Below are 24,473 nucleotides of genomic sequence, written 5' to 3'. Positions count from 1 at the left end.
GGAATCGACGATGACCCGAGGCAAGCGCATCTACGTGCTGGATACCAACGTGCTGATGCACGATCCGACCGCGCTGTTCAAATTCGAGGAGCACGACGTTTACCTGCCCATGCAGGTGATCGAGGAGCTGGACAACGGCAAGAAGGGCACCTCCGAAGCGAGCCGCAACGCCCGCCAGGTGAGCCGCTTCCTCAACGAGCTGGTGCAGGCCTCCGGCCTGGACAACCTCGCCGACGGCATTCCGCTGCAGCGCCCGAATGGGCTGCAGCTGCGCGGCAAGCAGAGCGCCGGCAAGCTGCGCTTCCAGACCAGCCATTTCGACGCTGGCAAGAGCTTCGGCAAGGTGATCCCGGACAACGCCATCCTCGGCGCGATCCTGGCCCTGAAGGAAGAAACCCCCGACCTGCCGGTGGTGTTCGTCTCCAAGGACATCAACCTGCGGATCAAGGCCGCCATCGCCGGCATCGTGTCCGAGGACTACGAGAACGACCGCGCGCTGGACGATTTCAGCCTGCTCTACACCGGCGCTACCGAGCTGCCGGAAGACTTCTGGAAGCGCCACGGCGACGACCTGCGCAGCTGGAGCGACAAGGGCCGTACCCATTACGAAATCCAGGCGCAGGACGGCGAGGAGTGGTACCCGAACCAGTACGTCTACCTGCCCGGCGAAGATGAAGTCGAGCTGCGCGTCAGCCGCGTGGTCGGTGACGGCAAGGTGGTGCTGTCGCTGGTCGATGATTTCCGCCACGGCAGCCACGCCGTGTGGGGCATCAGCGCACGCAACCGCGAGCAGAACTTCGCCCTCAACGCACTGATGGATCCGGAGATCGACTTCGTCACGCTGCTGGGTACCGCCGGCACCGGCAAGACCCTGCTGGCGCTGGCCGCCGGCCTGGCGCAGACGATGGACCAGCAGCGCTACCGCGAGATCATCATGACCCGCGCCACGGTCAGCGTCGGCGAGGACATCGGTTTCCTGCCCGGCACCGAAGAAGAGAAGATGACGCCGTGGATGGGCGCGCTGACCGACAACCTGGAAGTGCTCACGCACAACCAGGAAGGCGGCACGTGGGGGCGCCAGGCGACCAACGACCTGCTGGCCAGCCGCATCAAGATCCGCTCGATGAACTTCATGCGCGGCCGCACGTTCCTGTCGCGCTACCTGATCCTGGACGAGGCGCAGAACCTCACCCCGAAGCAGATGAAGACGCTGATCACCCGCGCCGGCCCCGGCACCAAGATCGTCTGCCTGGGCAACGTCGAGCAGATCGACACCCCGTACCTGACCGAGACCACCTCGGGCCTGACCTACGCGGTGGATCGCTTCAAGAACTGGCCGCATAGTGCACACATCACCCTGCGCCGTGGCGAGCGTTCGCGCCTGGCCGATTACGCTTCGGAGGTGTTGTGAACCGCCGCACCCGCCTGCTGCTGCCCACGGCTGCAATCACCCTCGCAGCCGTGCTGGGCGCCTGCACCACTACGCGCGGCCCGGCCAGTGTGCCCACCGCCGAGCGCACCGGCCAGTCCTGGGTGGTCACCCGCCCGATCATCGCCGCGCAGGTGCTCGACACCTGCTCGCGGCCCAGCCCCGGCCGCGAGGCCGGGCGGGTCAGCGGCTACTGGGCACCCAGCCGGCAGCAGATCGACCAGCTGGAAGCGAATCTGTCTTCGCTGGAGGCCCAGGTGCCGAAGGTGCTCGACTTTGACCGGCAGTACGTCGGCATCGAAAGCGCAGGCCGACGCCTGATCTACATCAATGCCTTCCACCTGCCCGACGACAGCGGCATCAATCCGGCCCGCGAAGCGATCCGCGTCTGCGATGGCGGCGCGCAGTTCTGGGGCGCGGTGTTCGACCCGGCCAGCAACACCTTCAGCGAGCTGCAGTTCAACGGCGGCTTCGGCGGGCCCTGAGGGGCCCCGCCGATGGGAATACGCCTGCCCACCTGGGTCTGGATCGGCGCGGTCGCGCTCTCGTGCGTGGCCGGCATGGTCAACGTTGTCGGCTTCCTCGGTTTCGAGCACCAGGCGGTCAGCCACATGACCGGCAGTACCAGCCAGCTCGGCATGGCACTGGCCCAGGGTGACTGGCGCGCGGTCGGACACCTGTGGGGACTGCTGATCGCGTTCTCGCTGGGCGCAATGCTCAGCGGCCTGCTGATCCAGGACAGCACCCTGCAGCTGGGCCGACGCTACGGCGTGGCGCTGGCGCTGGAGTCAGCACTGTTGCTGGTAGCCATTCCGCTGTTCGAACGGCACCAGATATGGGGTGCACTGGCCGCTGCCATGGCCTGCGGCCTGCAGAATGCGATGGCCACCACCTTCAGCGGCGCGGTGGTGCGCACCACCCACCTCAGCGGCATGTTCACCGACCTCGGCATCGGCTTGGGCCACCTGCTGCGCGGGTTGCCACTGCAGGTACGGCGACTGACCCTCAGCGGCCTGATCATCAGCGGCTTCCTCGCCGGCGGCATCCTCGGCGCCTGGCTGTTCGTGCGCTGGCAGTACGACGCCCTGCTTGCCCCCGCCCTGCTGACCGGCCTGACCGGACTGGGTTATGTGCTGTACCAGCAGTGGGCCCGTTGGCGGCATTGAGGGCGGCGCTCCAGGGGTCAGATCCCTTTTCCTGCGGCAAAGGGATCTGACCCCATCTATCAGCGGCGACGCTACCGCCTTTACGGTGACCACGGCACAATCGCTGGATGAGCCCGACCACTCCCGTTTCCGCCCTCACCATCGCCGGCTCCGACTCCGGTGGTGGCGCCGGCATCCAGGCCGACCTGAAGGCCTTCGCCGCACACCGCGTGCATGGCCTTTCCGCGATTGCTGCACTGACCGCGCAGAACACCCGCGGCGTCATCGCCGTGCATGTGCCGCCGATCGATTTCCTGCGCGCGCAACTGGACGCCTGCTTCGACGACTTCGACATCCACGCGGTGAAGCTCGGCATGCTGGCCAACGCCGAGGTGATCAATGCCGTCGCCGATGCATTGGAGCGCCATCGCCCGCCACACGTGGTGCTGGACCCGGTGATGGTCGCCACCAGCGGCGCGCGCCTGCTGGAAGACAGCGCCCTGCAGGCGATGCGCGAGCGGCTGATCCCGCTGGCCACGCTGATCACCCCGAACACGCCGGAAGCAGAGCTGCTGGTCGGACGGAAGATCGGCAACGGCGATGACGCGGAGCGCGCCGCTTCCGCCCTGCTCGACCTGGGCGCCGGTGCGGTGCTGCTCAAAGGTGGCCATCTGCAGGAAGGCAACCGCGTGATCGACCGCTACTTCGACGGCGTCAGCAGCGAAGAATTCATCCATGCCCGCCTGCCGCTGGACGCACATGGCACCGGCTGCACGCTGGCCTCGGCCATCGCCGCGCAACTGTGCAACGGCTTGAGCCTGGCCAATGCCTGCGAAGCCGGTATCGACTACGTTGCACGCGGCCTGCAGCAGGGCTATGCCCCCGGCCGCAGCGAGGTGCTGGTGCTCGATCACTTCGGCGCGGCACCACACGCATGAGCCTCACACCGGACGTCCTCGCCGTGCAGTGCGCTGATGGCCATCGCTACGAGGTGATTGCCTGCGTGCCTGCACAGCCCATCGCGCGCCTGCTGTGGCTGCCGGCACTGGGCGTGGCCGCGCGCCACTACCTGCCGCTGGCGCAGGCGCTGGCGGCGAAGGGCGTGGCGGTGTACCTGCACGAGTGGCGCGGCAATGGCAGCAGCTCACTGCGGCCGTCGCGCACGCAGGACTGGGGCTATCGCGAGGTACTCGAACAGGATCTGCCCACCAGCCAGGCGGTCCTTGTCGCGGCGGATGACGAGGCCGGCGCGCTGCCCTGGATCATCGGTGGCCACAGCCTCGGCGGTCAGCTGGCCTGCGTGCATGCCGGCCGCAATCCGCAGCACTTCAACCGCTTGTGGTTGGCGGCCAGCGGCTCACCGTTCTGGCGCGGCTTCCCGCCACCGCGGGGCTGGCTGCTGCCACTGGTCTACCGCTTCCTGCCGTGGATCGCACAGCGCCAAGGCGTGCTGCATGGCCGGCGCCTCGGCTTCGGCGGCACCGAAGCGCGCGGACTGATCGCCGACTGGGCGCGCGTGGGCCTGAACAACCACTATGCCGCGGCCGGCATGGACGAAGACCTCGACGCACAGATGGCGCGCGTGCATGGCAGCGCGCAGGCGGTGTTGATGGAACACGACTGGTTGGCACCGACCGGATCGATGCAGACATTGCTGGCCAAGCTGCCGAATGTGGACGCGCAGCTGCGCGTGCTGTCGGCGCAGGAACTGGGCACGCGTGCGGATCATTTCGCCTGGTTGAAGGCCCCTGACGCTGTGGCGGACCGCTTTTTCATTCAGTTGGATGAAAATTTTCACAAAACTGTTGACGGTACGCGCCGACATCCGCATAATTCCGCTCCTGTCGCAGGGCGCCCGTAGCTCAGTTGGATAGAGTACCTGGCTACGAACCAGGCGGTCGGGAGTTCGAATCTCTCCGGGCGCACCACTCGACAGGTTTTCAGCATCCGCCGCTGGAAATGCAGTAAAATTTGATTGTGTACCGCGCGCCCGTAGCTCAGTTGGATAGAGTACCTGGCTACGAACCAGGCGGTCGGGAGTTCGAATCTCTCCGGGCGCACCATACACAGTCAGCACAACAAGTTTATGTAATTGGCGCCCGTAGCTCAGTTGGATAGAGTACCTGGCTACGAACCAGGCGGTCGGGAGTTCGAATCTCTCCGGGCGCACCATTACACCGAAACAGCAGGCCTTGGCCTGCTGTTTTTTTTATGCGTGTTTTTCGGCAGGGCTGCGCCCTGCACCCCTGGTAGTGCCGGCCGCTGGCCGGCAACCTCAACGACAACAGCAGCACCACGCATTCCGTGGGTTGGCGGGGAGGTGTCGGAGTGCGGGGACGCCGCAAGTACTTCCATGCAGGCTTGGCAGCCGCTTGCTCGTGTGCGCTTTCCTGCGCACACGGCAAGACCGGGGGTGGGCGTCCTGCCCAACCCGCCCGAGGCATGCCTCGGGCCCATGCGGCTGACACCCCGCACTCCGACACCGCCCCACCTTCGACAGGTTCGCGCGGCTGTTGGTAGGTGTCGACCTTGGTCGACACATCTGTCAGATATCGAGTGAATTCATCCACGCATGACGTGGATCCACCGTGTCGACCAAGGTCGACACCTACCAGAGCAGTACGCCGTTCCGACAGATCGCGGAAAACTGTCGAAGGCGGGGTGGGTCCGGTTGCGGGGGCGTGAGCCGCATGGATGCGGCGACCGAGCTTACATGGACGTACTTGCAGCGGCCCCCGCAACCGGACCCACCCCGCCATCTCACGGAATGCACGCTGTTGCTGTTGCTGTTGCTGTTGCTGTTGCCCTGGATCGTAGCGGGTGCAGGGCGCAGCCCTGCCAAATCCCTACCCCTTGGCCATTGCCTGCCACCACTGCGACAGCAGCTCCGGCCTGCGCAGGCGCTCGCGCCACCACCGCAGTGCCGCGCCGTCCTCGCCGGTGCGCCAGGCCAGCCAGAACGTTTCCTCCGGCTTGTGTTCCTCCACCTCGCGGATCACCAGCTGGCCACGCGCCACTGCAGCGCGCGCGCACGGCTCGGGCAGGAAGCCGAAGCCCACACCTTCGCATTGCAGCTTCAGTTTGCTGGCCATGTCAGGCACGGTCAGCATCTCCTGCCCCATCAACAGGCCCACCGTGCGCGGCAGCAACCGCCGCGCCGAATCAGAAACGGCGATCGCGCAGTGCTCGACCAGCTGCTCGCGACCGAGCACGCCCGGCACCTTGGCCAACGGATGATCCGGTGCGACCGCGAACACGAACTCCACCGTGCCCAGCGGCTCGACCACGTAACCACCGCCACTGGGCCCCTCGCCCGGCGCCCCGACCAGCAGGTCGGCGCGCCGGTCCAGCAGGGCCTCCCAGGTGCCGGACAGGGCCTCGCCGATCAGCCGCAGCCGGGTCGGCGCCTCCGCCTCACGAAACGCGGCGATGTCCGGGCCCAGCAGCCAGGTCGGGAACACCGAGTCCACCGCCAGGGTCAGTTCGGTCTCCCAGCCCGACGCCACCCGGCGCACCCGCAGCTCCAGCTCGCGGGCCGCACGCAGGAGATGCCGACCCTCGTCCAGCAGGGCGCGTCCGGCCTCGGTCGGTTCGGCACGCGGGCCGACCCGGTCGAACAGCTGAACGCCGAGGTCCTCCTCCAGCTTGGCCACGGTGTAGGAAATGGTCGAGGGCACCTTGTGCAGGGCCTTGCCGGCGCCAGCAAAGGAGCCGCGGCGGTCGATGGTATCCAGGATCTGCAGGGCATCGAGGCTGAGCTTGAGCATTCGAATTTTTCGATGATGGCCGTCAAAACTATCCGTTTTTCAAACCCCGAGCGCAAGCAGATACTTTTCTCCAACGGGGAAACACGGCAACTACCGCCTCACCCGCCCCATCGAAACCATCGAACAAGGAGATTCCATCATGCTGCAGATCCGCAAGAGCGCTACCCGTGGCCTGGCCGAGCATGGCTGGCTGTCCTCGCGCCATACCTTCTCCTTCGCCAACTACTACGACCCCCGCTACGTCAGCTTCGGCCCGCTGCGGGTGATCAACGAAGACAAGGTGATCGGCGGCCAGGGCTTCGGCACCCATAGCCACAGCAACATGGAGATCGTTTCCTATGTGCTGGGCGGCGCGCTGGAGCACAAGGACTCGATGGGCACCGGCTCGGTGCTGCGCTACGGCGACGTGCAGCGCATGAGTGCCGGCAGTGGTGTCAGCCACAGCGAATTCAACCACTCGGCCGACGAGACCGTGCACTTCCTGCAGATCTGGATCTTCCCGGACCGCGAGAACATCACGCCGTCCTACGAGGAGACCCACTTCGCCCCGGAGACCAAGCGCGGCCAGCTGCGCCTGATCGCTTCGCCGGACGGTGCCGACGGTTCGCTGCGCATCCACCAGGATGCCCGCATCTTCGCCACCATCCTCGATGGCGGCCAGAAGCTGCACCACGCGCTCGGCAATGGCCGTGGTGCCTATGTGCAGGTTGCCCGAGGCCAGCTGCAGGTCAATGGCATCACCCTGGAAGCCGGTGATGCACTGCAGGTCAGCGACGAAGCGCAGCTGACCCTGGAGAACGGCAACGACGCCGAAGTGCTGGTGTTCGACCTGCCGCTGTAACCACAACGCCCGCGATGCCGCAAAGCATCGCGGGCGCATTTCCGTAGAGCCGAGCCCACGCTCGGCTGCGGTGTGACAGCCAGCCGAGCGCGGGCTCGGCTCTACAGGACCCGCGTCAGAACCTGTACGTCATCGCCAGCCGCACATTGCGCGGCTCACCCCAGGTGTAGGTGCTGTACCAGCTGAAGATCGTGTAGTAGCGCTTGTCCAGCAGGTTGTTGACGTTGAGCGTGGCCGACAGGCGATCACTGAATTCATAACGCGCCATCGCATCCAGCAACCAATACGGTTGGGTGCGATGTACCACCTTGGCCTGCGTGGCCGGGTTGGTGATCTCGCCGAAGGTGGAATCCTGTCGTGCGGTGCGACGCGCCGCGCGGGCTCAGCCGCCGATGGCGGCGCAGGCCTCCAGGATCAGCGCGGTCACTTCCTTCGGCTGCGAGGCCAGCGAGGCATGGCTGGCATCCAGCTCCAGCAATCGCTTGGGCTGGATGCGCGTGGCCATGGCCTTCTGGTTGTCCGGCGCGATCATGCGGTCCTGGCGGGACAGCTGGTACCAGCTCGGCTTGTGCTTCCAGGCCGGATCGCTGACCGCATCACCGAAGGTGCTCGCCAACGGCGCCTTCTGGGTCACCGCCATCACCCGGCCCTCGTCGGCGCTCAGGTCCTGGCAGAAGCTCTCATGGAACCTGTCCGCACGCAGCCACAGGTAGCCATCGCTGTCGGGTGCCAGGTTCGGCGCTGCCTCCGGCAGGTGCTGCTGGGTGATGCCACCGGGGCTCTCGCCGGCATCAGGCGCGAAGGCAGCGATATAGACCAGGCCCTTCACGTTGGGCTCGCTACCGGCCTGGCTGATCACCGCGCCGCCGTAGGAGTGGCCGACCAGCAGCACCGGCCCGTCGATCTGCCGGATCATTTTCCGGGTGCGTCCTGCGTCGTCGGCCAGCGAGGTAAGCGGCAGTTCCACCGCCTGCACGCGGTCGTGGCCGTTGCGATGCAGTTCCAGGATCACCTTGGCCCAATGTGCGGCCCCGCCCCAGAACCCATGGACAAGGAGGATGGTCGGTGTCGTGCTCATGTACAGGTCTCCGGCAGCGGCCGGCGGGATGCCGACTGTGCAGCCACTGTCCGTGCGTGGCGTTAATCGCTGGTGACGCAATCGGGTCACTGCAATCGTATGCGTCGTTTGATGTCGTGCATGGCACTTGCCGACCTGGCCTGATAACGATTTCATGGAGCTCTCCCGGAGCTTCGCATCGCGCATGACGCCTTCATCCCCACGTGCCCAGCAGCACGCCACCCGTGCCGCCTTCTTCATTCCCGGCTTCGCCACCGCCGCGTGGGCGCCGATGGTGCCCTACGCAAAGGCCAAGGCCGGGCTGTCCGACGCCAGTCTCGGCGCCGTGCTGCTGTGCCTCGGGCTGGGTTCGTTGCTGGCGATGCCACTGGCAGGTGCGCTGACCGGGCGACTGGGATGCCGTCGGGTGATGGTGATCACCTGCGCGATGATGCTGGGCGCCCTGCCCTTGCTGGTGCTGGCACCCTCGCCCGTGGCGCTGGGCGCAGCGCTGTTCGTGTTCGGCGCCGGCGTCGGTGCATTGGATTGCGCGATGAACATGCAGGCCGTGGCGGTCGAGCGCGACGCCGGACGCGCGATGATGTCCGGCTTCCACGCCTTCTACAGCATCGGTGGATTCGTCGGCGCCGGCTGCATGACCGGGCTGCTGATCCTCGGCACGCCGCTGTGGCTGGCCGCGCTGCTTTCGGTGGCCGCGCTGCTGCTGGTTGCCGTGCTGTCGGCACCGCACTGGCGTCCGCAACGGATCCTGCACGAAGGCCCGCTATTGGCGCTGCCGCACGGCGTGGTCCTGTTCATCGGCGTGCTGGCCTTCGTGGTGTTCCTTGCCGAGGGCTCAATGCTGGACTGGAGTGCGGTGTTCCTGGCGGAAGTGCGGCAGGTACCGCGCGACCAGGCCGGGGCCGGCTTTGCGTTGTTCACCCTGGCGATGACCGCGATGCGCCTGTTCGGCGACGGCATCGTCGAGCGCCTCGGCCGGACCCGCACGCTGGTCATCGGCGGCATCACCGCTGCGGCGGGCTTCACCCTGGCCACGCTGGTGCCCTCGTTCCCGGTGGCGTTGGCCGGCTACGTACTGGTCGGGCTGGGCTGCGCCAACATCGTGCCGGCGCTGTTCTCGATGGCGGGCCAGCAGCGGGTGATGCCGGAGAGCATCGCCATCACCGCGGTGACCACACTGGGTTACGCCGGCATCCTCGCCGGTCCGGCAGCGATCGGCGCACTGGCGCATGCCACCAGCCTCGGTTTCGCCTTCCTGTGCGTGGCCGCGCTGCTGCTCGGTGTCGCGGCGTCTGCCCGCGCACTGGCACGACGCGTGGCCTGACAGAAAAAGGGGACGGAGGGGATTAAGTCGTTTCCCGCACACCTGGCCTGGAAACGACTTAATCCCCTCCGTCCCCATTTTCTCAGCTGCGCGCCAGCCACTCAGCCTGGGCCGGCAGCTGCGGTGCCGGGCACGCGCTCTGCGGATGGTGCTCGTCGCGCGCCATCCAGTCATCGACCACGCCCGCCAGCAGGTCCAGCCGCAGCGGCAGGGTGATGTGGTCCTCGCCGCGCATTTCGATGTAGTGCGCGCGCGGATTGGCCTGGGCCAGTTCGCGGCCCTGGCTGACCGGAATGTGCTGGTCGCCCTGCCCGTGCAGCAACAGCACGCAGGCGCGGGTATCGGCCAACGCACGCGCGACGTCCACGCGGTCCAGATCGACGTCGATGCGGCGGCTGGCGGCGGCGATCACCTGGTTGATGTCCTGGCCGCCGTAGCGCCAGCGCGCGTACGACGCCACCGCCTGCGCCTTCAGGCCTTCCGGCTGGAGCCCCATCAGGTGCGGGATCATGGTGCGGATCGCCACGCCGGCATTGGCGAACGATTCCATCGCCACCACGCCTTCGACCTGGTCACCCAGCTTGTCGGCGGTGAACACCGCCGTGGCCGCACCATAGGACACACCGAACAGGTACAGGGGCCCGGTCACTTCGCCGCGCGCGCGCAGCTCGCCGATCACATCGACCACGTCATCCGACTCATAGGTGCCATAGCCGGACGGGCCGGTGCCGGACTGGCCATGGTTGCGCAGGTCGAGCGTGACCACGCGGTAGCCGGATTCGGCCAGCTGCAGCGACCATGGCAGCATCGAATCACCGTTCATCATCCACCCATGCAGCAGCACCACGGTGCCGCGCGGCACCTGCGCGCGGAACGGCTGCGGCACGGCCAGGCTCAGGCCGGTATCCAGCGGCAGGCCGTTCTCGTGGCGCTGCGGCAGGTAGCGGTAACGCGCGCCGTAGTCGCCCGGATCGAATACGCGCCAGAAGATCGGCACGCCATCGCGGCCCGCCGCGAAGCCATGGCGGTTGGGCAGTTCGGCGATGGCCGCGGCGATGCGCGGACGATCGAGCAGGGTCGACACGCCGCCCGGCGCGATCAGCTGATCGGCGAGTGAGGTGGACGAGGCGTTGATCGAGGATGAGCATGCGGCCAGCCACAGGCCGGCGCACGCCAGCAACAACAGCAGCAGGCGCTTCATATCACGTCATAGGGGTGAATCAGACAGATTGGGACGGTAACGCCCAATAGACCGGCCATCTATCGCGCACGGATGACGGCTTGATGACAACGCAGGAACGATTCAGTTTGGTGTAAAAGCTGTATCCGTTCAGTCATTGATCCGGATCAATGAACGCGCGCCCGGGGGTGCCCACAGTGCCGCCATGCGCATCTCGTTCAAGCTCGCCATTGCCCTGGCCGCCACGGTGGCCGCCGCCTACGGCATCGCCCGCAGCACGCCCTACTGGTTCGCACCGCGACAGACTGCGCAGGTCGACATCCACGATCCGGCGCTGATCGCGCAGGGGCGCTACCTGTCACGTGCCGCCGACTGCGCGGCCTGCCACACCGCGCCGGGCGGCAAGCCGTTCGCCGGTGGCCTGGGCATGCAGACGCCGATGGGCACGATCTATTCGACCAACATCACCCCCGATCCGGACTCCGGCATTGGTGCCTACGACTACGCCGATTTCGAACGCGCGGTCCGCCGCGGCATCCGCCACGACGGCCAGCCGCTGTATCCGGCGATGCCGTATGCCTCGTACGTGATCGCCAGCGATGCCGAGATCAAGGCGCTGTATGCCTATTTCATGGGCTCGGTGAAGCCGGTGAAGCAAAGCAACGCCGACAGCACGATTCCATGGCCGGCCAACATGCGCTGGCCTTTGGCATGGTGGCAGCTGCTGTTCGCGCGCCCGCGCAGCTTCAACCCGGATCCGTCGCTGGATGTGGGCCAGCAGCGTGGCGCTGAGCTGGTTGAGGGCCTGGCCCACTGCGGCGCCTGTCATACACCACGTGGGCTGGCGTTCCAGGAGAAGGCGATGGCCGACGATGGCAGCCGCCAGTTCCTGTCCGGCTCGGTGCTGGAAGGCTGGTATGCGAAGAACCTGCGCAATGAATCGACCGGCTTGGCCAGCTGGAGCGAGGGCGAGATCGTCGACTTCCTGCGCACCGGGCGCACCGATCGATCGGCAGCCTTCGGTGGCATGGCCGACGTGGTCGAGCACAGCACGCAGTACCTGTCCGACGCTGACCTGCTGGCCATGGCGCGCTACCTGAAGCAGCTGCCGGCGCGTGAGGGACGCAGTGCGCAGTGGTCGCCTGGTACCGACACCACCACCGCCGCGCTGCGTAGTGGCGACTATCGCGTGGCCGGTTCGCTGGCCTATGCCGAGCACTGCCAGGCCTGCCACCGTGCCGACGGGCGCGGCATGCCACGCGTCTATCCGGCCCTGGCCGGCAACTCGATCGTGTTCGCCGACGACCCCAGTTCGCTGGTGCAGGTGACCCTGATCGGGGGTCGCACCCCGCACACCCCGCACGACCGCATGGCCTTCACCATGCCCGGCTTCGAGCAGCTGCCGAACGCGCAGCTGGCACAGATCCTGACCTTCATCCGCAGCAGCTGGGGCAACCAGGCCAGCGCGGTGAGCGAGGTCGAGGTGGCACGCATGCGCCGGGTGGTGCGTGACAAGCCGGTGCACTTCGTTCCGCAGGAGGCCGCACGATGAAGCGTTCGCGCAAACGTTCCCGCCTGCTGCTCGGTAGTGCGATCACCGTGGTGCTGCTGGCCGGTGCGGGCACCCTCGCCTATCGTCACCTGCACCCGGGCCTGGATGCCGCCGTAGCCAGTACGATCGATATCCTCGATGCACAGGGCAAGGTGGTCGCCCACTACCACGCGCCCAGTGCCGAGGAGATCGCCGGACTGGGCAATGCCGAATCGGTGATGCTCGGCCGGCGCATCCTCAACGAGACCGCGCGCCTGCTTCCGGACAACGTCGGCAACGATCTGAACTGCAATTCGTGCCACATGGCCGAGGGCAAGCGACCGTTCGGCAACCACTACTTCAATACCGGCGGCGGTGCCTATCCGCGTTACATGCCGCGCCCGGGCAAGGTGATCGGGCTGACCGAGCGCATCAATGGCTGCCTGCAGCGCTCGATGAACGGCAAGCCGCTGCCGAAGGACGCACCGCAGATGCGCGCGATGCTCGACTACATGGCGTGGCTGAGCAGCCCGGTGCCAGAGGGTGCAAAAGTGGCCGCGCCCAGTGAGGGCCCCATCGACAGCACGCTGACTCCGGACCCGGTCCGCGGCCAGGCGCTGTATGCCGTGCAGTGCGCCGCCTGCCATGGCGACAACGGCGAAGGCCGACGCGATGCCAGCGGTGACATCGCCTTCCCGCCGCTGTGGGGCGACCACAGCTTCAACATCGGTGCCGGCATGGCGCGCCTGTACAAGGCGGCCGGTTTCATCAAGCACAACATGCCACCGGCAGTGACCCGCGCACCGCCGCTGGGGCAGCAGGTGATGCCGGACCAGGATGCGGTGGACATCGCCGGCTATTTCATCAACCAGCCGCGGCCGGACTTCGCCAACAAGGGCAAGGACTGGCCGCGTGACCCGAAGCCCAAGGACGCACGGTACTGAAGCAGGCGGCGGGTGCCGGCCGTCGCAGAACACGATTCCTGCATCGCCACGTCATGCCGATGTCATTGGCGCTGCCGACACTCCGGGGCCTCCCTGCTCTGAAGGTCCGGTCTCGATGCGAACGTCTGCGCGCTTTCCCCGTGTCTCGCTGCTTGCCCTGCTGATCGCTCCCGCACTGGACGCCCTGGCCGAAGCACCGCAGGGCGATGCCGCTGAAGCGCGCAGCAGTGAGGCCCGCACCCTCGACCAGGTGCAGGTGATCGGCCAGGCCACCAGCTATGCCAAGACTTCCGTGCGTGCGGAAACGCTGAACCGGCAGACCGTGATGAGCAGCGTCAACGACGCGCTCAACGAAGTGCCCGGCGTGGTGGTCAGCGAGGCCGATGCCACCGGCTCGTCGGTGTGGGGCACGCAGATCAGCATGCGTGGCTTCGTCACCAACCGTGATACCCAGCAGATCGGCACCACCATCGACGGCATGCCCAATGGTGGCTCGGGTTACGGCGGCGGCTCGCTGGCCAACCGCTACATCGACACCCTCGACCTGGAAACGGTGGAAGTCAGCCAGGGCACTGCCGATATCTCCTCGCGCTCGAACGAGGCCCTGGGCGGCACGCTCAACTTCCTCACCAGCGATCCGCTGCAGGACAGCCGCCTGCGCTTCGTGGTCGGCGCCGGTGACAACGAGGCACGCAAGTACTACGTGCGCTACGACACCGGCCTGCTCGGCGGCCACACCCGCGCCTGGGTCAGTGCCTCGTCGGCGCGCGTGCATGACTGGATCGATGGCAGCGGCAAGACCAGCAATGACCACATCGCCGGCAAGTTCATCACCGAACTGGATCGCTGGACCCTGACCGGCTACCTGTCCTACAACGATGCGGACGAGCCGGAGTACACCAGCGTCTCACCGAAGGGCTTCGCGACCAATCCGGATCGCGACAACCTGGTCGGTACCCTCACCGGCATTCCCTACCTGGACCAGAACTACCGTTCCGGCTCGCGTGCGCTGCGCGAGAACACCTTCGGCTACCTGCGCGCGGCCTTCGACGGTGGCAACGGCTTCAAGGCCTCGGTGGCCGCCTACGGGCACCGCATGCAAGGCCGCGGCGACTGGCTGCCACCGTATCTGGCGCAGGTCAGCGATGACGGAGCCGGTCGCCCGGAGTCGGAATACCTCGGTGGCAAGACCGTGTACGGCGGCAGCAACCGTGGCCAGATTTTCTTCGTCAATCCCGATGGCAGTGCCGCGCAGCGCCTGGCCAGCTGCAGCCCGCGCCTGGGCTTCACCGCCGAGTACGATCCGAACTGCTACGCCGGCAACGTGCTGGGCGCGCAGTCGTATCGCCACACCCACTACGACAACGACCGCATGGGCGTGACCGCCGACGTCGAATGGCGCCAGACTTTCGGCGCAGTCGACAACACGATCCGCGGCGGCCTGTGGGTGGAGAAGCTGGACCGTTCGGCACGCCGCGACTGGCATCGCCTGCTCAACGTCGGCCAGGACATCGCCTTCGACCACCAGCCGTACTGGGTACAGTTCGAGGACAAGTACAAGGTCGACGAACAGATGTACTACGTCGAGGACGTGGCCCGCTTCGGCCCGTTCAGCGCGCGCCTCGGCGTGAAGCAGTTCTTCGTGGACCAGTCGCGCCGCCGCGTGATCGGTGCCAGCGAGCACGTCACATCCGACTCCAGGTCCGATCCGCTGCTGTCCACCGGCTTCACCTGGGCGCCCGGCGTGGAAGGCATGGAGCTGTTCGCGGGCTTCTCGCAGAACTTCGCCGCCATCCCCTCCGGCGTGCTCGGCGAGACCGACCCGCAGCGCTTCCGCAACGTCGAGCCGGAGACCGCCGACAACATTGAAATGGGCATGCGCATCAGCCGCTGGCCCCTGACCGCCTCGGTCACGCTGTACAACATCAAGTTCGACAACCGCATCGTCTACCTGCCGGCCGGCTTCGTCAGCGGCATCGACTACCTGGGCGAGACCGACGGCGTCTACGAGAACTTCGGCGGCGTGGAAAGCAACGGCCTGGAAGCGGCGTTCGGCTATGGCTGGGACAACGGCTGGCGCCTCAACGCCGCCTATACCTACAACCGCTCCAAGTACCTGGGCAGTGGCGATGCCGCGCGTGATACCCAGCTGGGCATCGTCGACGGCGCCAAGGTGATCGGCCAACCCGAACAGACCCTCGTACTCTCGGCGGACTGGCAGGGCGAGAACTGGAACTTCGGCCTGTCCGGCCGTTACCTGGGCACCCGCTACCTCGACGCCGCCAACGTCAACAAGCTGCCCTCGGCCACCGTGTTCAATGCGAACATCGGCTTCGACCTGCAGGGCCTGTCGCCGCGCCTGAAGGGCATGGGTGCCAACCTGGTGGTGAGCAACCTCACCGACAAGCGGTATCTTGCGGGGGTGGACGGCCGCGACAACGCCTTCATCGGCGCTCCGCGCACCGTCGGCATCTCCTTCCGTGTGGACCTGTGAGTGAGCCCGTGACCGATATCGGCCGACGCCGGTTGTTGCAGGCCGGCGTTGCCGCCGGCCTTTCCCCGCTGCTGCCCAGCATCGCCCGGGCCGCCGCGATCGCCCCCGCCGCGCAAACCCGCAGCCTGGAAGACCTGCAGCACATCGTGGTGTTCATGCAGGAGAACCGTTCGTTCGACCACTACTTCGGCACGCTGCCGGGCGTGCGGGGTTTCGGCGATCGCTTCGTCGCTCCGGCGCAGGCACTGCAGGCCGGCGCCCGCGCGCGCAGCCTGTGGCTGCAGCCCGATGCCAGCGGCAAGCGCGCGATCGCGCCGTTCCCGCTGGATACCGCCGCGCACTTCGGCTACATGCGCGTGGAAGGCACGCCGCACACCTGGCCGGATGCACAGCGGGCCTGGGACCACGGACGCATGGGGCAATGGCCGAAAGCCAAGCAGAACCACTCGATGGGCTACTTCCAGCGCAGCGACCTGCCCTTCCAGTTCGCCCTGGCCGATGCCTTCACCATCTGCGACGCCTACCACTGCGCGATGCAGGCCGGAACCAACCCGAACCGGGTGTTCCTGTGGACCGGCCACAACGATGCTGCCGCCCGCGCCGGCGGCCCGGTGATCGCCAACTCGCACGACAACTTCCCCGAGCACGGCGGGCATCCTGCGTCGTACCGCTGGGCCAGCTATGTCGAACGCCTGCAGAAGGCGGGGGTATCCTGGCAGATCTACCAGGACATGGCCGACAACTTCACCGACAACCCGCTGGCCGGCTTCGAGGCGTTCCGCCAGGCCTACCGCGCTGCGCCGGGGCATGACCCGCAGCTGCGCGCACGCGGGGTCAGCACGCGTGGCCTGGCGCAGCTGCGCCAGGACGTCATCGACGGACGCCTGCCGCAGGTCAGCTTCATCATCGCCGACGCGGCCGGCAGCGAGCATCCCGGCCCCTCCAGCCCGGCCCAGGGCGCGGCCTATACCGCACGCGTGCTGGATGCACTGACCGCCGATCCGCAGGTGTGGAGCCGCACCGCCCTGCTGCTGATGTTCGACGAGAACGACGGTTTCTTCGACCACATGCCACCACCGGCACCGCCTTCGCCGGTGGACGGTGGCTGGGCGGGTGCGTCCTCGGTCAGCACTGAAGGCGAGTACCACCGCCATCCGGCACCGGGAGATGAGAAGTACGACTTCGCCGAACTGCGCGGCCGCCCGTATGGACTGGGCCCGCGCGTGCCGCTGTACGTGATCTCGCCCTGGAGCCGCGGTGGCTGGGTCGATTCGCAGGTGTACGACCACACCTCGGTCATTCGACTGATCGAACGCCGCTTTGGTGTGTCCGCGCCGGACATCTCGCCGTGGCGCCGCGCGGTCTGCGGCGACCTCAGCACTGCGTTCGACTTTGCCCAGCGCGATACCCGCCCGTTCGTCCGCGGCCTGCCCGACGTGAGCGCGGTGGCCGCACGCGCCGCTGCTTTGCCGGGGCGCACCGTGCCCGCGCTGCCAGAGGGGCTGAAGCCAGCGAAACAGGAAAGCGGTGTACGCCCGGCGCGTGCCCTTCCCTATCGACCGCAGGCGTCGATTGCTGCGGTCGACGTCGCGGGCGTTGACCTGGCGTTGTCCTGCGAGGGCGCAGCGGCAGTGCTGCATGTCTACGATCGGCTGCGGCTGGAGGCGGTGCCGCGCCGTTACACGCTGCTGCCGGGCATGCCGCTGCGCGAGCGTTGGCCGCTGGACGCCCAGGGCCGCTATGACCTGTGGCTGCTCGGTCCGAACGGCTTCCACCGCCACTTCCAGGGTGCGGCCAAGACTCCTGCCGTGCAGGCTTCAATTGATCGCGCGGATGGCCAGCTGCGGCTGCACCTGCGCAATCTGGGTGACAGTGCACAGCAGGTGCGCGTGCATGGCGGCGCCTATGCAGGACACATGCCCGAACAGACATTGGCGCTGCCCGCACATGCGCAGACTTCATTGGCGTGGGATGCAACGCCTACCGCCGGCTGGTATGACCTGCGCATCAGCGCGGGTGGGAGTGTGCTACGTTTGGCCGGCCGCGCCGAGGATGGTCGCCCCGGCACCAGTGACCCGGCGATGGGCACCGAACCGCTGCGGTTCGAGCACGATTGAAGAATCCCTAAAGAGCCGAGCCCATGCTCGGCTGCTTTCGCCCCGGTCGCATTGCCCCGAAAGAAGCAGCCGAGCGTGGGCTCGGCTCTACAGCGCAGACCGGTAGACTCAGGCCTCCTGCAGCCCCGGCCGGCCGTGCTCCACCGCGTAGCGCTTCCAGCTCTGCATGGTACCGTTCGGCCGCATCACCGTATCCAGCGTCTTCATGTCGCCGATCCACGCATCAGGGGTGACATCGCACAGCACATAGCCACGCTTGTCGGTGGTCGCCTTCAGATTGGGGCTGTGCGCAAGCTGGTTGCGGGCGTAAGCGTCCACGCCCTGGCCATCGGCCCCCGAAGTGATCGAAGTGGCAAGGAACTCGCTGGAGACCACGCCCGAATCACGATGGTCCTGCACCAGGTCGCTGGCGTAATGCCGGTGCGCGTCGCCACAGGCGGTCACCACGTTGCCGAAGCCGACCTTCTGGATGTGGTCGAGCAGGCGCCGACGGCTGTCCAGGTAACCCGACCATTGGTCATCGGACGACTGCACCACGCCGTCCTTCTCGCGCATGTAGTTGCCCAGCGCTACCTGGTGGGCGATGGTGTGCCAACGCGGTGCGGCATCGGCCAGGCCATCGAACAGCCAGCGCTCCTGCTTCGCACCGACGATGCTGCGCTCCGGCGATTCCACGTCCTCACGCAGCGCCATGTTCACCTGCTTGCTGCGGTACTGGCGTGTGTCGAGCAGGTGCAGGTCCATCAGCGTTCCGTAGCGTGCGCGCCGGTACAGCTGCATGTGGCCATCGCGCGGGAATGCCGAACGGCGCAGCGGCATGTTCTCGTAGTAGGCCTGGAACGCCTGTGCGCGCCGCAGCAGGAACACTTCGCTGGGCGTATCGTCCTGGTCTTCGGCGCCGGCCCAGTTGTTGTCCACTTCATGGTCATCGAAAGTGACGAACCACGGTGCCGACGCATGCGCGGCCTGCAGGTCGGCATCGCTCTTGTACTGGGCATAGCGGCGGCGGTAATCATCCAGCGTGTAGGTCTGCGGGCCGACGTGGTTGCGCAGGTTGGTGAACGGCTGGCCGTTCATCTTCCGCAGGCCAGGCTGGCTTTCACCTTCGTAGATGTAATCACCGTAGTGGAAGACGAAATCCAGCGGTTCCTCGGCGATGCGCCGCCACGCGGTGTAGTGGCCTTCTTCGTAGTGCTGGCAGCCGGCCACCACAAAGCGCACGCGATCCACCGCTGCCGCGGCTGCCGGCAGCGTGCGGGTACAACCGACTGCACTGGCGTGACCACCCACGGTAAAGCGGTACCAGTAGGGCCGTCCGGGCGCCAATCCTTCCAGTTCCACGTGCACCGCGTGGCCGAGTTCGGGATGCGCGAGCGCCGAACCCTGGCGTACCACCTTGCGCATGCCTTCGTCCGCTGCCAGCTGCCATTCGACCACCATCGGCCGGGTCGGCATGCCACCGCCGAACACCAGCGGCTCCGTCGCCAGCCGCGTCCACAGCACCATGCCGTCGGCCGTGGGATCACCCGAGGCCACGCCCAGGGTGAAGGGCGTGCTGGCAAAGCGCGGCTTGGCCAGCAGGTTGCGCGGGTTCAGCGTGGTGGCATCGGCCTGCGCGGCCAGCGCGCGTGCCGTGCCCATCCAGGCGCCGGCAGCGGACAGACCGGCCAGGGCCAGGAATCGCCTGCGATTGATCGTCTCCACGGCTGTGCCCTCAGTTGTAGATGATGTGGAAGTAGAAGAAGCGGCCGTAGTCGTCGATCTCGGTACGGAAGCGCCCGTTCGGGCCGGTGCTGTAGGTCGGCTGGGTGTTGAACAGGTTCTTGGCTTCGTACTTCAGCGTCACGTGCCTGCTGACCTTGTGGCTGAAGGCCATGTTGAAGGTCATGTACGGGTCGTAGTACGAATCCAGCCACTGGGTGTCGCCGAAGTCGACCAGCATCCGGCTGCGGTAGGTTCCGGACAGGCGCAGTTGCGAGTTCTTCCACGGCATGCGCCAGATCACCGAACCATTGAGCGACCAGTCCGGCTGGTACAGCAGCCGGTCCAGGCGTCGCTCGGTGCCATCGGTGATGCGGTAGTTGGTCCTGCCTTCCAGCCGCGTGGCGTTGAAGTACATGTCGAAGCGCTGGCGGCCCCATTGCAGGTTGCGGTTGGCCACCGCGAACTCGACGCCGCGCAGCCTGGACTCATCGGTGTTCATCGGTTGGGTCACCCGGTAACGGGTATCGCCCACGTTCTCGAAGGTGGTCAGGGTGTAGATGTCGTCCTTGATTACCTTGTCGAACAACGCCACCGAGACCAGGCCGTTGTTGCCGTTGAAGTACAGGTCCCATGCAAGGTCGATGTTGGTGGAACGGCGCGGCTGCAGGTTCGCATTACCCTGCTTGATGGTGCAGAAGCCCCTGCCCTCCTCGTCATCGCCACAGCTGGTGCTGGTGGCCTGGGCAATGTTGCTCGGCGTCGGCCGGCCCAGCGTGCGGCTGGCGGAGAAGCGCAGGCGCTGGTCCTCGCTCAGCTTGAACGTCGCATTCAACGAGGGCAACAGGTTGTTGTAGCCACCGCTCGTGTTGCGGAAGGCGGAGGTATAGGTGGTGCCGCCATCATTACTGAACGGGCTGTAGGCATCGAAGCGGGTGTGGTCATGGCGCAGGCCACCGATCAGCAGCAGCCGGTCCCAGGCGTAGTGCGCGGACACGTACGCATTGGTGATGTCCTCCACGTACCTGTAGTCACTGGTGAAGTTGGCATTCGGATACGCCGCATTGTTGTTGCCCAGTTTCGGTAGCAGTTCCTCGTTCCACTTGCGGTTGTCGATCAGCGGGAAGCCCGGCACGCTGCCCAGCAGCGTCGATCCCGGATACAGGTAATCGTTGAGCGTGGCGCTGCTCCTGAAGTAGTCGAAGTCGATGTCCTGCCAGATCTTCAGGTGGCGGTATTCGGCGCCGGTGGCCAGGCCGAAGCCACGCGCATCGGCGTCGATGTTGTAGCTGAAGTCGGCGCGCAGGTTGTCGATGCTCTCCTTGGCATCGCGCGGGGAGACATAAGCCTGCGCCGGATTGAGCTTGAACGCCGAGCTGGTCAGCAGGCTGGAATCGGACACCGCCACCGCGTTGGGGAAACCGTGGCTGTCGTTCTCGTAGTCGACGAACAGGCTGCTTGGGTAGGCGCGCACACCCCAGTAGACCTGGTTGTTGTGGAAAGTCTCTTCGGTATGGCCGCCACGCAGGCTCAGCCGCGAACGGTCGCCGATGTCCCAGTTGAAGCTGGCGATGGCGCCACGGTTGCTGCGGTCCCAGCGGTCGTGGCGGTTCTTGATGTAGATGCTGTTGATCTGGGTGGTGCCGCTGTCCTCGGTCTGGTTGCGGATCGGAAACTTGGCGTTGCCGTACAGATCGGTCTTGTTCATCGTCGAGTTCTCGTAGAACCGGTACGAGTACAGCAGCAGCGATGCGTAGAACGGATCGTCCGACGGCTTCCATTCCAGCTTGGCCGAGCCGCCGAAGTTGGTGATGAAGTTGGTGTAGGTGCCGGTGCTGAAATTGCCGGGCGCACGCAGCCCGTTCCAACCCTTGGCCTCATCCGGCCCGGTGGTGCCGTCGGTGAGGTACTTGCCGGCGTCGTTGTAGTAGTAGTTCGACTCCACCCAGCGCTTGACGCTGTTGCGCGAACGCTGCTCATAGCGTGCCACCGCAACGATGCCGAACTCCTGCCCGGCGCCGAACTGGTTGGAGAACACCATCTTGGCGCTCTTGCCGAAGTGGCCCAGGGTTTCGTGGTTGCCGCCAGCGCTGCGCTCGACGTTGGTCTCGGCCGTGGAATAGATACCTGCCACGTCGGCAAACACGTACTTGCCGGACCGGTCGAAGGCACTGCGGCTGATGATGTCGATCACGCCGCCGATCGCATCCGGTGCCTGCTCCGCACTGAAGCTCTTGTAGATGTCGGTACGGGTGCCGATGTCGCTGGGAATCAGCTGCAGGTTGTTCATGCGTTCGCCGGAGCCACTGCCACCCACGCTGGCAATCGCGATGCCATCGATGGTGGTGTAGTTGAGATTGGCCTGTACGCCGCGCACCGTCACGTAACGTGGCTCGCCGGCATCCTCCACCGCACTCAGGCCTGGAGCGGCCATCAGGCTCTCGGCCAGGGTCTCGTCGCCGTAGCTGTCCATTTCGTCGTAGACCACCGAATCCTTGATCACCGGTGAGGTCTTCTTCTGGTCGATCACCTCGTGCGCGGCAATCACCTTCACCGTGTCCAGGGTCGGCGCCACCACCGCCTCGGCCTCGCGCGGCTTCGGTGCTCCGGGGTTCGGCGCGTTGCGTACCGGTGCCGGATCGATGGCGATGACATTGCCATCCACCACGGTGTAGCCCAGACCGGTACCGGCCAGCAGTGCATCCAGCGCCTGCCTGACGGTGGCACCGCGCGGCACCGCACCGGCCATGCGGGCATCGCCATCGGCCGAGTACAGGAACTGCACCCCGGAACTGCGTGACAACTGCTCCAGTGCACGCGCCAACGGCTGTGCCGCGATCGGCGTGGACACACGCGCCTCCAGGCCATCGGCGGCGGCGGCGAAGGCCAATGGCATGCTGCCGGGAGACAGGGCGAGGATGATCGACAGGTAGAGCGTGTTGCGCATCACGGGTCCTTGGAAGAGAGAAGGCAGCAGGCGCCGCTGCGCGGATCGGCAGCGGCTTCTCCCAAGTAAGAGCCCGCATCCACCAAAGTGGAGAACGCGGATTCAATGAATTTTTTCTGACAGTCCACGGCCACCTCGGCCTCAGCGGCTGCCAACCCGCACTGTGTCGCCCTCGCGGCTCACCACGAAGCGCGGGTCACGTTCGAGGAAGGCCTGCAGCGCACCGATGCGATGCGCATCGAGGCTGCCGGACAACCGTGCCGATGCCGCGCCCTCGTCCAGCACGCGCACCTGCACCTGGTTGTGCCGGTTGAAGGCAGCAGCCACTTCGTCCAAGCGTTCGTCAAGGAAGGACACTTTGCGCTGCTGCCAGTCCAGCAGCATCGACAGTGGCATGTCCAAGGACTCCACCGCATGGCTGCGCGCGTCGACCTGCAGCACCCGGCCCTGCCCCAACTGGGCCAGGCGGCGGGCACCCGCGCCCTGGCTCCAGACCTCGACCTCGCCGGAAACCACACCGATGCGCGTGCTCTGCAGCCGTCGCGACACGTCGAAGACTGTGCCGATGTCCCGGATCTCCAGGCCGTTCACCTGCACCTGGAACGGGCGGCGGTCGCGTGCGATGTCGAACGTCGCCTCGCCCTGCAGCAGTTCCGCCTTGCGACTGAACCAGCCCATGCGTACCCGCAGGCGGCTGTCCGCGTTGAGCCGCACCTGTGTCCGGTCAGGCAGCACCAGGTCACGCAGTTCACCGTGGTCGGCGCTGTACAGCTGTTCGGTGGGCATCAGCTGCGGCACCAGGCCCACGCCGAGCAGGGCGATGCAGGCTGCGGCAGCCATCACCCACCCGCGCGTGTGGCGGCGCAGCGGCGCGGCGTGCGGCGCGGCGGGGGCACTATCGAACAGAGGCACCACTTTGGCGGCCGCCTGCCGTGGCGGCGCCGGCGCCTCTTCCGGCAACGGCGATTGCAGTGCCTCGCCGACCTGCCGGTGCAGCGCGAGGGCGTGCATATAGGCGCGCACGTGCTCGGGCGAGCGCTTCATCCAGTCCAGGAACGCAACCCGCTCGGCCTCGTCCAGCACTCCCTCGCGATTGCGCAGGAACCAGTCCATTGCCTCGCAGGCGAGCGTGTCGTCGGCCATGGGCGATGCGTTCCGGTTCATGCGTGCTCCCTGGCGCCCAGCGCCTTCCTGCAGGCCTCCAGACCTTTGCCGATGTGCTTGCGCACCATGTGCACCGACACCTGCAGCTGTTGGCTGACTGCCGGGCAGTCCAGCCCGTCGCGGTAATGCAGCTCCATTACCCGTCGCGTGGTCGCCGGCAGGCGTGCGATGGTGCTGCGGATATCGTTCCAGCGCTGCGCGCGCTCGAACTCGCCCTCGATGTCTTCTTCGCTTTTCAGCACTTCGGCCAGCTGATCCACGTCTTCCAGCGGCGGCAACGACAAACGCGCGCGCGCGTGCTCGCGTGCCAGGTTGGCCGCGACCGTGAACAGGTAGGCCTCCGGGTTCTCGATCGCTGCGGCATTCTCGCCGGTGGCCCGCAGCAGCCGCAGGTACACCTCCTGCGCCAGGTCCTCGGCGTCTTCGCTGGCAGAACCGCGACGCAGGAAGAAGCCACGCAGCAGCCGTCGGCGCAGCGCGTAGCTCTTCTCCCAGATCCTCACGCTGTTCACGGCCGGCCAACACCCCGAGGCTGGAAAGCCCCGCAGGGTGACGGCCATCGATGACAGTGGCGTTGCAGCAGGCGGCCATGCCAGGCACTCTCCGCCCGGCACATTCGCCCATGATACGGCGCACCCTGCCAACCCTTGCTTGCCAGAGATCCAAGCCAGGCCCGCCTATCGAAGCCGCGGGGCCGGGCCTACGCTTGCCTCCCCGGTGGCCGCGACGGTCGCCCTTCGCGTCACGGCCCCGCCATTGCGACCCCGCTCCAGTGCTGTGCGCCCTGCCGGTGTTGTCGCCCAGGCAGAGT

Annotated in this window: 18 protein-coding genes, 3 tRNA genes and 1 pseudogene; 14 read left to right on the top strand and 8 right to left on the bottom strand. The window is 66.6% G+C overall.

All coding sequences use genetic code 11. The features are described 5' to 3' along the window. The first annotated feature begins 10 nt into the window (after nucleotides 1–10). From AC5P56_RS11750 to AC5P56_RS11715, 8 genes are all read left to right on the top strand, one after another. Nucleotides 11–1,411, top strand: a complete 1,401-nt coding sequence (locus AC5P56_RS11750; protein ID WP_014646742.1) for a PhoH family protein — start codon at nucleotides 11–13, stop codon at nucleotides 1,409–1,411. After that, a complete protein-coding gene (locus tag AC5P56_RS11745) occupies nucleotides 1,408–1,914 on the top strand; it encodes a hypothetical protein (RefSeq protein ID WP_014646741.1) in 507 nt (168 codons plus the stop codon). The genes AC5P56_RS11750 and AC5P56_RS11745 overlap by 4 nt, the downstream gene beginning before the upstream one ends. Before the next feature lie 12 nt (nucleotides 1,915–1,926). Next, nucleotides 1,927–2,595: a YoaK family protein gene (locus tag AC5P56_RS11740; RefSeq protein WP_032957720.1), complete on the top strand. Its 669-nt coding sequence runs from the start codon at nucleotides 1,927–1,929 to the stop codon at nucleotides 2,593–2,595. A gap of 107 nt (nucleotides 2,596–2,702) precedes the next feature. Continuing rightward, the gene (gene thiD, locus AC5P56_RS11735; protein WP_046429932.1) at nucleotides 2,703–3,512 is read left to right on the top strand and encodes a bifunctional hydroxymethylpyrimidine kinase/phosphomethylpyrimidine kinase; all 810 of its coding nucleotides are present in this window, start codon (nucleotides 2,703–2,705) and stop codon (nucleotides 3,510–3,512) included. Beyond that, nucleotides 3,509–4,435: an alpha/beta hydrolase family protein gene (locus tag AC5P56_RS11730; RefSeq protein ID WP_142234573.1), complete on the top strand. Its 927-nt coding sequence runs from the start codon at nucleotides 3,509–3,511 to the stop codon at nucleotides 4,433–4,435. The genes thiD and AC5P56_RS11730 overlap by 4 nt, the downstream gene beginning before the upstream one ends. Further along, nucleotides 4,426–4,502: transfer RNA gene (locus AC5P56_RS11725), tRNA-Arg, on the top strand. The genes AC5P56_RS11730 and AC5P56_RS11725 overlap by 10 nt, the downstream gene beginning before the upstream one ends. Nucleotides 4,503–4,560: 58 nt before the next feature. Further along, a tRNA-Arg gene (locus AC5P56_RS11720) sits at nucleotides 4,561–4,637 on the top strand. A gap of 32 nt (nucleotides 4,638–4,669) precedes the next feature. Then, nucleotides 4,670–4,746: transfer RNA gene (locus tag AC5P56_RS11715), tRNA-Arg, on the top strand. A 674-nt stretch (nucleotides 4,747–5,420) separates the two neighbouring features. Here AC5P56_RS11715 and AC5P56_RS11710 read toward each other — a convergent pair. After that, nucleotides 5,421–6,341, bottom strand: coding sequence for a LysR family transcriptional regulator (locus AC5P56_RS11710; RefSeq protein ID WP_134808731.1), 921 nt, complete (start codon nucleotides 6,339–6,341; stop codon nucleotides 5,421–5,423). A 139-nt stretch (nucleotides 6,342–6,480) separates the two neighbouring features. Here AC5P56_RS11710 and AC5P56_RS11705 point away from each other — a divergent pair, with 139 nt between their 5' ends. Then, nucleotides 6,481–7,182 (top strand): pirin family protein, encoded by a 702-nt coding sequence (locus tag AC5P56_RS11705; RefSeq protein WP_014646736.1) that lies wholly within the window; start codon nucleotides 6,481–6,483, stop codon nucleotides 7,180–7,182. Between the two features lie 115 nt (nucleotides 7,183–7,297). On the opposite strand, the pseudogene AC5P56_RS11700 reads toward AC5P56_RS11705, so the two are convergent. Both AC5P56_RS11700 and AC5P56_RS11695 read right to left on the bottom strand, forming a co-directional pair. Beyond that, nucleotides 7,298–7,540, bottom strand: a pseudogene (locus AC5P56_RS11700) (TonB-dependent receptor domain-containing protein); the annotation flags it as partial. A gap of 24 nt (nucleotides 7,541–7,564) precedes the next feature. Continuing rightward, nucleotides 7,565–8,260 (bottom strand): alpha/beta hydrolase, encoded by a 696-nt coding sequence (locus AC5P56_RS11695; protein WP_014646735.1) that lies wholly within the window; start codon nucleotides 8,258–8,260, stop codon nucleotides 7,565–7,567. A 184-nt stretch (nucleotides 8,261–8,444) separates the two neighbouring features. Here AC5P56_RS11695 and AC5P56_RS11690 point away from each other — a divergent pair, with 184 nt between their 5' ends. Beyond that, on the top strand, nucleotides 8,445–9,584 hold the full coding sequence (locus tag AC5P56_RS11690; RefSeq protein ID WP_032957729.1) for an MFS transporter: 1,140 nt from the start codon (nucleotides 8,445–8,447) through the stop codon (nucleotides 9,582–9,584). A gap of 82 nt (nucleotides 9,585–9,666) precedes the next feature. On the opposite strand, the gene AC5P56_RS11685 is transcribed toward AC5P56_RS11690, so the two are convergent. Next, nucleotides 9,667–10,785 carry an alpha/beta fold hydrolase gene (locus AC5P56_RS11685; protein ID WP_495231669.1) on the bottom strand — a complete coding sequence of 373 codons (1,119 nt, stop codon included), beginning with the start codon at nucleotides 10,783–10,785 and terminating at the stop codon, nucleotides 9,667–9,669. A 184-nt stretch (nucleotides 10,786–10,969) separates the two neighbouring features. On the opposite strand from AC5P56_RS11685, the gene AC5P56_RS11680 reads away from it, so the two are divergent. The 4 genes from AC5P56_RS11680 (at nucleotide 10,970) to AC5P56_RS11665 (ending at nucleotide 17,850) form a co-directional block, all read left to right on the top strand. Continuing rightward, a complete protein-coding gene (locus AC5P56_RS11680) occupies nucleotides 10,970–12,316 on the top strand; it encodes a c-type cytochrome (protein WP_075076267.1) in 1,347 nt (448 codons plus the stop codon). Continuing rightward, complete coding sequence (locus AC5P56_RS11675; RefSeq protein WP_014646731.1) at nucleotides 12,313–13,239, top strand: c-type cytochrome; 927 nt, start codon at nucleotides 12,313–12,315, stop codon at nucleotides 13,237–13,239. The genes AC5P56_RS11680 and AC5P56_RS11675 overlap by 4 nt, the downstream gene beginning before the upstream one ends. 115 nt (nucleotides 13,240–13,354) lie before the next feature. Continuing rightward, nucleotides 13,355–15,733 carry a TonB-dependent receptor domain-containing protein gene (locus AC5P56_RS11670; protein WP_049442310.1) on the top strand — a complete coding sequence of 793 codons (2,379 nt, stop codon included), beginning with the start codon at nucleotides 13,355–13,357 and terminating at the stop codon, nucleotides 15,731–15,733. An 8-nt stretch (nucleotides 15,734–15,741) separates the two neighbouring features. After that, nucleotides 15,742–17,850: a phosphocholine-specific phospholipase C gene (locus tag AC5P56_RS11665; protein ID WP_049442309.1), complete on the top strand. Its 2,109-nt coding sequence runs from the start codon at nucleotides 15,742–15,744 to the stop codon at nucleotides 17,848–17,850. A 108-nt stretch (nucleotides 17,851–17,958) separates the two neighbouring features. Here AC5P56_RS11665 and AC5P56_RS11660 read toward each other — a convergent pair whose 3' ends face one another. The 4 genes from AC5P56_RS11660 to AC5P56_RS11645 all read right to left on the bottom strand — a co-directional run bounded on the left by AC5P56_RS11660 (nucleotide 17,959) and on the right by AC5P56_RS11645 (nucleotide 24,174). Next, nucleotides 17,959–19,554: an alkaline phosphatase D family protein gene (locus AC5P56_RS11660; RefSeq protein WP_049442308.1), complete on the bottom strand. Its 1,596-nt coding sequence runs from the start codon at nucleotides 19,552–19,554 to the stop codon at nucleotides 17,959–17,961. Nucleotides 19,555–19,564: 10 nt separating this feature from the next. Continuing rightward, on the bottom strand, nucleotides 19,565–22,498 hold the full coding sequence (locus AC5P56_RS11655; RefSeq protein ID WP_495231668.1) for a TonB-dependent receptor: 2,934 nt from the start codon (nucleotides 22,496–22,498) through the stop codon (nucleotides 19,565–19,567). 141 nt (nucleotides 22,499–22,639) lie between these two features. Then, on the bottom strand, nucleotides 22,640–23,662 hold the full coding sequence (locus tag AC5P56_RS11650; RefSeq protein WP_495231667.1) for a FecR family protein: 1,023 nt from the start codon (nucleotides 23,660–23,662) through the stop codon (nucleotides 22,640–22,642). After that, on the bottom strand, nucleotides 23,659–24,174 hold the full coding sequence (locus AC5P56_RS11645; protein ID WP_041863300.1) for an RNA polymerase sigma factor: 516 nt from the start codon (nucleotides 24,172–24,174) through the stop codon (nucleotides 23,659–23,661). Before AC5P56_RS11645 ends, AC5P56_RS11650 begins: the two co-directional genes overlap by 4 nt. Nucleotides 24,175–24,473: the final 299 nt, after the last annotated feature.

The sequence above is a fragment of the Stenotrophomonas sp. YJH_SMC_131 genome (assembly GCF_059367975.1).
Note: the sequence above shows the minus strand (reverse complement) of the source record. Positions and strands in the feature narration are given on the sequence as shown.

What these genes read in the sequence shown, in the direction of transcription:
- AC5P56_RS11750 (WP_014646742.1), top strand. Translation starts at nt 11, where the DNA reads ATGACCCGAGGCAAGCGCATCTACGTGCTGGATACCAACGTGCTGATG.
- AC5P56_RS11740 (WP_032957720.1), top strand. Translation starts at nt 1,927, where the DNA reads ATGGGAATACGCCTGCCCACCTGGGTCTGGATCGGCGCGGTCGCGCTC.
- thiD (WP_046429932.1), top strand. Translation starts at nt 2,703, where the DNA reads ATGAGCCCGACCACTCCCGTTTCCGCCCTCACCATCGCCGGCTCCGAC.
- AC5P56_RS11730 (WP_142234573.1), top strand. Translation starts at nt 3,509, where the DNA reads ATGAGCCTCACACCGGACGTCCTCGCCGTGCAGTGCGCTGATGGCCAT.
- AC5P56_RS11710 (WP_134808731.1), bottom strand. Translation starts at nt 6,341, where the DNA reads ATGCTCAAGCTCAGCCTCGATGCCCTGCAGATCCTGGATACCATCGAC.
- AC5P56_RS11705 (WP_014646736.1), top strand. Translation starts at nt 6,481, where the DNA reads ATGCTGCAGATCCGCAAGAGCGCTACCCGTGGCCTGGCCGAGCATGGC.
- AC5P56_RS11695 (WP_014646735.1), bottom strand. Translation starts at nt 8,260, where the DNA reads ATGAGCACGACACCGACCATCCTCCTTGTCCATGGGTTCTGGGGCGGG.
- AC5P56_RS11690 (WP_032957729.1), top strand. Translation starts at nt 8,445, where the DNA reads ATGACGCCTTCATCCCCACGTGCCCAGCAGCACGCCACCCGTGCCGCC.
- AC5P56_RS11685 (WP_495231669.1), bottom strand. Translation starts at nt 10,785, where the DNA reads ATGAAGCGCCTGCTGCTGTTGTTGCTGGCGTGCGCCGGCCTGTGGCTG.
- AC5P56_RS11680 (WP_075076267.1), top strand. Translation starts at nt 10,970, where the DNA reads ATGCGCATCTCGTTCAAGCTCGCCATTGCCCTGGCCGCCACGGTGGCC.
- AC5P56_RS11675 (WP_014646731.1), top strand. Translation starts at nt 12,313, where the DNA reads ATGAAGCGTTCGCGCAAACGTTCCCGCCTGCTGCTCGGTAGTGCGATC.
- AC5P56_RS11670 (WP_049442310.1), top strand. Translation starts at nt 13,355, where the DNA reads ATGCGAACGTCTGCGCGCTTTCCCCGTGTCTCGCTGCTTGCCCTGCTG.
- AC5P56_RS11655 (WP_495231668.1), bottom strand. Translation starts at nt 22,498, where the DNA reads ATGCGCAACACGCTCTACCTGTCGATCATCCTCGCCCTGTCTCCCGGC.
- AC5P56_RS11650 (WP_495231667.1), bottom strand. Translation starts at nt 23,662, where the DNA reads ATGAACCGGAACGCATCGCCCATGGCCGACGACACGCTCGCCTGCGAG.